Origin of the sequence: Sandarakinorhabdus oryzae, assembly GCF_009733735.1 — a bacterium.
GTDB lineage: Bacteria > Pseudomonadota > Alphaproteobacteria > Sphingomonadales > Sphingomonadaceae > Sandarakinorhabdus > Sandarakinorhabdus oryzae.
Genome location: NZ_WNJP01000156.1, coordinates 1 through 6,375, shown reverse-complemented (window position 1 = coordinate 6,375; position 6,375 = coordinate 1). Strand labels below are relative to the sequence as shown.

Genomic DNA, 6,375 nt, shown 5'->3' with positions numbered 1-6,375 from the left:
CGGCGTGCGGCGGCGTGTCGAGCTTCAGCCAGCCGGCCAGCGCGACGCGCAGGGCGTGGCGGGCGCGGGCATCGATCGGCAGAGGCCGCGGCGTGGCGCTGTCGATCAGTGCGTCGAGTTCGGGCAGCCAGCGCAGAACGGTCAACGCCAGCAGGCGGGCCAGGCCGCGATCCTGCGGCAGTGGCAGGTCATCGGCGGCAGTGGCGGCGGCATCGAAGGGTGCGCCGCGATCGAGCACGGCTTGCGCCATTTTCAGCGCGGCACGGCGGGCAGCGACGCCGGTATCATCCCGGTTTGTGGTGGGGCGGCCAGAGCGCTCAGGCTTGCGCACGGGTTTGCGGGGGTTGTTCATCGCCCGCCCCTTGCCGCAAATGGCCCGGCTTTCCCACCTATTTCCGTCTTCCAAGGAAATTGCCGATCACCTTGAAATAGGAGACCGGGAACAGCCGCACCATCCAGTCGATGAAGCGCGCATCCGGCCCGATCAGCACGCGGGTGCTGCGCTTGGCCATGCCGGTAATGATGGTTTCGGCGGCCTGTTCGGGCGTGGTGGGGGCGTTCTTCTCGAACTCGGCGGCGAAATCCGTGTTTGGATCCTGGCCCGGCAGCAGAGCGATCTGCTTCGAGTTCCGGGCCACGTTGGTCTTGATGCCGCCGGGGTGGACACGGATCACGCAGACATTGGGATCGGTCACCGCCAGCTCCAGCGCCATCGCCTCGGTCAGCCCACGCACGGCATATTTGCTGGCGTTGTAGGCGCTTTGCGTGGGGTAACCCATCATGCCGAACACGCTGGAAATATTGACGATCCAGCCCACGCCGTCCTTGGCCGCAGCGGCACGGACATGCGGCAGCGCGGCGCGGCAGCCTTCGACCACGCCGGTGAAGTTCACCGCCATCACCCGGTCGAAATCCTCCCGCGGGCAATCGGCAAAGGGCGCCACCACCGACAGGCCGGCGTTGTTGATTATCCCATCAAGTCGCCCGAATTCGGCCACCGCGCCGTCCACCCAGGCGTTGAGGGCGTCGGTGTCGGTGACATCGAGCGTGGTGATGCTGGCTGGCCGGTTGCCGAGCAGGCGCCTGGTCTCCGCCAGCCCGTCAGCATCCTTGTCGGCCAGCGCCAGCACGGCGCCGCGCCCGGCCAGATTCAGCGCCAGCGCCCGCCCGATGCCACTGCCGGCGCCGGTAATGGCAATCACCTTGTTGTCGAACATCGCCTGCTTCCCTTCACCCCATTGCTATCAGCGGAGTCGCGGTGGCAACACTGCGATATGGACAAGGACAAGCCCAAGCCTGACCCCAAGATCGATCCACGCGACAAGGCCCCCTCGGCCCCGCCGCCGCCGCCCACCGACAAAGAGGTAGGCGGCCGCAAAGGGCCCGACCCGGTGCGCTATGGCGACTGGGAAAAGGGCGGCATCGCGGTTGATTTCTGATGGGCGAGGTTCACCACGCGCATTGCCTGTGCGGCGCGGTCAACATCCGCGTCGAAGGCCCGCTGTCGCCCGGCGATGCCTGCCACTGCAGCCAGTGCCGGCGCCAGAGCGGGCATTACTGGGCCTCCACCGACGTTGCGCGCGACTCGGTGACGATCAGCGGGGACGAATCGCTGACCTGGTATCAAAGTTCCGAAAAGGTGCGGCGGGGCTTTTGCACGACCTGTGGCAGCTTCCTGCTGTGGGATGTGCCGGGCCGCAGCCGGCTGGCCATCGCGCTGGGGGCGTTCGATGCACCCACAGGCACGCACCTCGAAAAGCACATCTTTGTTGGCAGCAAGGACGATTATTACGAAATCGCCGACGGCCTGCCGAAAACGCCGGAATAGGCGCTATTCCGCCTTCAGCGGCCGGCTCAGCAAGGCGCTGATCGTCTCGCGCACCGGCGCGCCGGCCAACAAGGCGGCGACGGCCTCGCTGATCGGCATCTCGACGCCGGAGGCGCGGGCGGCTTCCACCAGCACGGGGGCGGTGGCGGCGCCTTCGGCAACGGCGGGGCCAGCCAGCAACTCGGCAATGGGGCGACCCTGGCCGAGGCCGACGCCCAGGCGGAAATTGCGGCTGTTTTCCGAAGAGCAAGTGAGGACGAGGTCGCCAAGCCCAGACAGGCCTGCCAGAGTTTCGGCGCGGGCGCCGCGGGCGATGCCGAAGCGGGTCATCTCGGCAAAGCCGCGCGCGATCAGGGCGGCGCGGGCGTTGAGGCCGAGGCCAGCGCCCTCCACCACCCCGCAGGCAATGGCGAGCACATTCTTCACCGCGCCGCCAATCTCGGCCCCCACCACGTCGTCGGATTGGTAGAGGCGGAAGGTCGGGCGGGCCATGGCGGCGACCAGCTGCTCGCCCAATGCGGCATCGGCGCAGGCCAGCGTGATCGCGCAGGGCAGGCCGCGCGCGACTTCGGCGGCGAAACTGGGGCCGGAAAGAATGGCGATGGGGTTGGGCACGCTGGCACGCGCCACGTCCACCATCAGCGCGTGGCTGCCAGCCTCGATGCCCTTGGCGCACAGCACCAACGGCGTGGCAGCCGGGACAGCGGCCTGGGCAAGCACCGCGCGCAGATGCTGGGCGGGGACGACGACCAGGATGATCTCGCAGCCGGCCAGATCGGTGAGGCTGCTGGTGGCCGTGATGCCGGCGGGCAGCGGGATGCCGGGCAGGAAGAGCGGGTTTTCACGGGCCGCGTTGATGGCGCTCACCACCTCGCCTTCGCGCGCCCACAAGGTCACCGGACCATTACCGGCCAACGTGCTGGCAAGCGCCGTTCCCCAGGCACCGCCACCGATGACGCCGAACGTCGTCACGCCTTCACTCCCGCCCCGCGTACGGCTTCGGCGGCGGGATCGAGTGGCCAGCGCGGGCGGGCCGGGGCGTGGAGATCGTCGATGTCACCGGCCCGCAGCCGTTCGAGACCGGCCCAGGCGATCATCGCGCCATTGTCGGTGCACAGCCACATCGGCGGCGCCACGAAGGGCAGGCCGTGGCTGGCGGCGAGTTCCGCGAGCGAGCCCCGGATGGCTTGGTTGGCTGCCACACCGCCGGCGACGACCAGCGCGGTGGCTTCCGGGAAGGCGGCGATCGCGCGCGCCGTGCGGTCCACCAGGCAATCGCAGGCGGCCTGCTGGAAGCTGGCGGCGAGATCGGCAATGTCCTGTACGGTCGGCTCGGGAATCGCGGCGTGAGCGCGCAGCACGGCGGATTTGAGGCCTGCAAAGGAGAAATGCGGCTCGTCACTGCCGACAAGCGGGCGCGGCAGGCTAAAGCGCGGGCTGCCGTTCCGCGCGGCCCGTTCCAGCGCCGGGCCGCCGGGAAAGCCCAGGCCCAGCACCTTGGCCGACTTGTCGAAGGCCTCGCCCACCGCATCGTCGATGGTGGTGGCCAGCCGGCGATAGCGGCCAACGCCTTCAACCCCGAGCAGTTGGCAATGCCCGCCCGACACCAGCAGCAGCAAATAGGGAAATTGCAGCCCGGCATCGGCCAGTCGCGGGCTGAGCGCATGGCCTTCGAGGTGATTGACCGCGATCAGCGGCTTGCTTGCGGCAAAGGCCAGCGCCTTGGCCGTGACCAGGCCGACCATCACGCCGCCGATCAGCCCCGGCCCGGCGGTGCCAGCGATGGCATCAACATCGGCCAGCGCGATGCCGGCTTCGGCCAGCACGGTTTCCACCATCGGCGCCAGCCGGTCGGCATGGGCACGCGCGGCCAGTTCCGGCACCACCCCGCCAAAGCGCTCGTGCGCCTCGTTCTGGCTGGCGATGCGCTGGGCCAGGATGGTGCGATCGCCGCGCACCAGCGCCACCGCGGTTTCATCGCAGCTGGATTCAATGCCAAGGACAAGCGGGTCGTTCACGTCGCTCAGCTAGGCGCTCCCTTGCCAATCCGCAACCATCGCGCCATTGGCAGCAGCCATGAGCTTCAAGATCGGCACCCGCGGTTCGCCTCTCGCCCTCGCCCAGGCCCACATGACGGCTGACGCGCTCAGGCGCGCGCATGGCTGGGGTGAAAGCGACGTCGAGATCATCATCATCCACACCACCGGCGACAAGGTGCAGGACCGGGCGCTGGCCGAAATCGGTGGCAAGGCGCTGTGGACCAAGGAGCTCGACGCCGCCCTGATGGATGGCCGCATCGATATCGGCGTGCATTCGATGAAGGATGTCGAGACCATCCTGAAGGATGGCATCAGCCTGGCTGCCATGCTGCCGCGTGCGGATGTGCGCGAACGGCTGATCGGCGCCGCCAGCATTGCCGCCCTGCCGCACGGTGCCCGCGTCGGCACATCGTCCCCACGCCGTGCCGCCCAGCTGAAGGCGAAGCGGCCCGACCTCGTGACCGAAATCCTGCGCGGCAACGTGGCGACGCGGCTGGCCAAGGTCGAATCCGGCGCCATCGATGCGACGCTGCTGGCGGCGGCCGGGCTGGACCGACTGGGCCAGACGGTGGGCAGCCTGATCGAACTCGACGAGATGCTCCCGGCCAGCGCGCAAGGTGCCGTGGGCATTACCGCGCGTGAAGGTGACGAGGCGACGCTGGCCCGGCTGGAGCCGATCAACCACCTGCCCACCTTCCAGTGTGTCACCATCGAACGCGCCTTCCTCGCCGCCTTGGGCGGGACCTGCCACTCACCGGTGGCGGCCCTGGCCCGGCTGGAGGGCGAGGGCGTCAGTTTCCGCGGCCAGATCCTCGCCGAGGACGGCAGCGAATGCCAAGAAGGCGGCTTCAACGCCGCCCTGCACGAAGCCCATGACCGGGTGGCCGCGCTGGCCGCCGAACTGCTCGGCCGCGCCGGGCCGGCGGTGCGCGGGCTGTTCACCGCCTGATGCGCATATTGGTCGTTCGCCCGCAGCCCGGTGCGGACGCGACTGCTGCCCGGCTCACCGCTCTGGGTCATGAAGCGATTGTCCACCCGTTGCTGACGACGCGGGCGGTCCCTTGGGACGTGCCGGCGCAGATGCCCGATGCCGTGATCCTGTCGAGCGCGGCGGCGGTGCGCCACGCCGGCCAGCGGGCGGATGCGCTCAAAGCGCTGAAGGCGCATGCGGTGGGCGAGGCGACCGCCGCCGCCGCCCGGGCCGCTGGATGGTCCGATGTGACCGTGGGCCCAGGCACGATGCAGGCACTGCTCGATGGCCTCGCGGCGGGCGACTATCTGCATCTGGCCGGGGCTGATCTGACACCGGTGACGGTGCCGCCAGAGCTCAGCCTGACGCGCGTCACCGTCTATGAAACGCCGCTGCTGCCGCTGCCGGCGTTGCCTGCCGTGGACGCCGTGCTGCTGCACTCGCCGCGCACGGCAGCGCAGTTTGCTCAGGAGTGGGACCGGCTCGGCGGCCAGCGCGCCCGTGTGCGGCTGCTGGCGATCAGCCAGGCCGCGCTGTCCGCGGCAGGCAGTGGTTGGGGCGCGGCCGGAGCGGCGGCGGAACCCACTGAATCCGCGCTGCTGGCGATGCTCGACAAAGCCTTGTAGGAAGAGGCCATGAGCGATCCGTTCGAGCGCAGTGACATCGGGGAATCCAGCCTCGCCGCCACCGAGCGGTTGCGCGCGCGCCTGATGACGCCGGGCCCAGCCAATGCCCAGACGACGTCGCGGCGCAGCGGCCTGGCCTGGGCGGTGGCCATGGCCTTGTTCGCCTTTGCCGCTGGCCTGATTGCCAATCCGTGGTTTGAACAGACGGTGCGTGGCCGGCTGCCGTTCGTGCCGGCCGCCACTGGCCCCGACAGTTCGGCGCTGGAAAAGCGGCTGGCGGCGCTGGAACAGCGCAAGCCCGGGGCGCCGGTGCCGGCATCGGAACGCCTGGCCCGCACCGAAGCCAAGGTGGAAAGCAGCACTGACCAGATCCAGCGCGAAGCCGAGCGGGTCGACAAGCTGACGAGCCAGGTGGCGCAGTTGACGGCGCGGCTGGCGGCCGAGGAGGCCCGCGATGCGACCGTGGTCGCCACCGCGCAGGGCGCCGCCGATCGCGCTGAATCCATGCTGACCGTGCTGCTGTTGCGTCGCGCCGTCGATGAAGGCCGCACGCTCGAGGCGCTGTTGCCGGCGACGCGCCGCCTGTTCGAGGAAAATTATGCCGACGAGGTCTCGGCACTGGTCGCCCTGTCGGCAGCGCCCGTGACCCGCGAACAGTTGGCGCGGGCGCTGGCCGGGCTGGCCGATGCGGCGCCAGGTGCCGCCCGGCCCAACTGGTGGGAGGCGCTCACCAGTCGGGTGGAGGCCGCCTTTTCGGGCAGCGATGGCGCCGGCCCGGTGGCCCGCGCGCAATTGCTGATGCAGCGCGGCGACGTCGTGGCGGCAGCGGCCACCCTGCGCCGCAGCCCGGCGCTGCGCAGCAATGCGACTGTGCGCGGCTGGCTGTCGGCGGCGGATCGGCTGGTGGCCGGC

At 69.8% G+C, this 6,375-nt stretch carries 9 protein-coding genes; 5 read left to right on the top strand and 4 right to left on the bottom strand.

The features are described 5' to 3' along the window. Positions 1 to 352 (bottom strand): transcription antitermination factor NusB (locus GJ693_RS12860; RefSeq protein ID WP_328598838.1); only part of this gene is annotated, 352 nt, incomplete at its 3' end. Between the two features lie 37 nt (positions 353 to 389). After that, on the bottom strand, positions 390 to 1,217 hold the full coding sequence (locus tag GJ693_RS12855; RefSeq protein WP_156256689.1) for an SDR family NAD(P)-dependent oxidoreductase: 828 nt from the start codon (positions 1,215 to 1,217) through the stop codon (positions 390 to 392). Positions 1,218 to 1,274: 57 nt separating this feature from the next. Between GJ693_RS12855 and GJ693_RS12850 the strand changes: the two genes are divergently transcribed. Beyond that, the gene (locus GJ693_RS12850) at positions 1,275 to 1,439 is read left to right on the top strand and encodes a DUF1674 domain-containing protein (protein ID WP_156256688.1); all 165 of its coding nucleotides are present in this window, start codon (positions 1,275 to 1,277) and stop codon (positions 1,437 to 1,439) included. Continuing rightward, positions 1,439 to 1,828 (top strand): GFA family protein, encoded by a 390-nt coding sequence (locus tag GJ693_RS12845; RefSeq protein WP_156256687.1) that lies wholly within the window; start codon positions 1,439 to 1,441, stop codon positions 1,826 to 1,828. Before GJ693_RS12850 ends, GJ693_RS12845 begins: the two co-directional genes overlap by 1 nt. Positions 1,829 to 1,831: 3 nt before the next feature. Here GJ693_RS12845 and GJ693_RS12840 read toward each other — a convergent pair whose 3' ends face one another. Together GJ693_RS12840 and tsaD are read right to left on the bottom strand one after the other, a co-directional pair. Continuing rightward, entirely contained in the window at positions 1,832 to 2,800 is a 969-nt protein-coding gene (locus tag GJ693_RS12840; RefSeq protein ID WP_156256686.1) for an NAD(P)H-dependent glycerol-3-phosphate dehydrogenase, read from the bottom strand. After that, complete coding sequence (tsaD, locus tag GJ693_RS12835; protein ID WP_156256685.1) at positions 2,797 to 3,846, bottom strand: tRNA (adenosine(37)-N6)-threonylcarbamoyltransferase complex transferase subunit TsaD; 1,050 nt, start codon at positions 3,844 to 3,846, stop codon at positions 2,797 to 2,799. Before tsaD ends, GJ693_RS12840 begins: the two co-directional genes overlap by 4 nt. A gap of 58 nt (positions 3,847 to 3,904) precedes the next feature. Between tsaD and hemC the strand changes: the two genes are divergently transcribed. The 3 genes from hemC to GJ693_RS12820 form a co-directional block, all read left to right on the top strand. After that, complete coding sequence (gene hemC / locus GJ693_RS12830) at positions 3,905 to 4,816, top strand: hydroxymethylbilane synthase (protein ID WP_156256684.1); 912 nt, start codon at positions 3,905 to 3,907, stop codon at positions 4,814 to 4,816. Further along, on the top strand, positions 4,816 to 5,463 hold the full coding sequence (locus GJ693_RS12825; protein ID WP_156256683.1) for a uroporphyrinogen-III synthase: 648 nt from the start codon (positions 4,816 to 4,818) through the stop codon (positions 5,461 to 5,463). Before hemC ends, GJ693_RS12825 begins: the two co-directional genes overlap by 1 nt. Positions 5,464 to 5,472: 9 nt before the next feature. Then, positions 5,473 to 6,375 (top strand): hypothetical protein (locus GJ693_RS12820; protein WP_408014580.1); only part of this gene is annotated, 903 nt, incomplete at its 3' end.

Coding starts and splice junctions, on each gene's coding strand:
- GJ693_RS12850 (WP_156256688.1), top strand. CDS start 1,275: ATGGACAAGGACAAGCCCAAGCCTGACCCCAAGATCGATCCACGCGAC.
- GJ693_RS12855 (WP_156256689.1), bottom strand. CDS start 1,217: ATGTTCGACAACAAGGTGATTGCCATTACCGGCGCCGGCAGTGGCATC.
- GJ693_RS12825 (WP_156256683.1), top strand. CDS start 4,816: ATGCGCATATTGGTCGTTCGCCCGCAGCCCGGTGCGGACGCGACTGCT.
- hemC (WP_156256684.1), top strand. CDS start 3,905: ATGAGCTTCAAGATCGGCACCCGCGGTTCGCCTCTCGCCCTCGCCCAG.
- GJ693_RS12845 (WP_156256687.1), top strand. CDS start 1,439: ATGGGCGAGGTTCACCACGCGCATTGCCTGTGCGGCGCGGTCAACATC.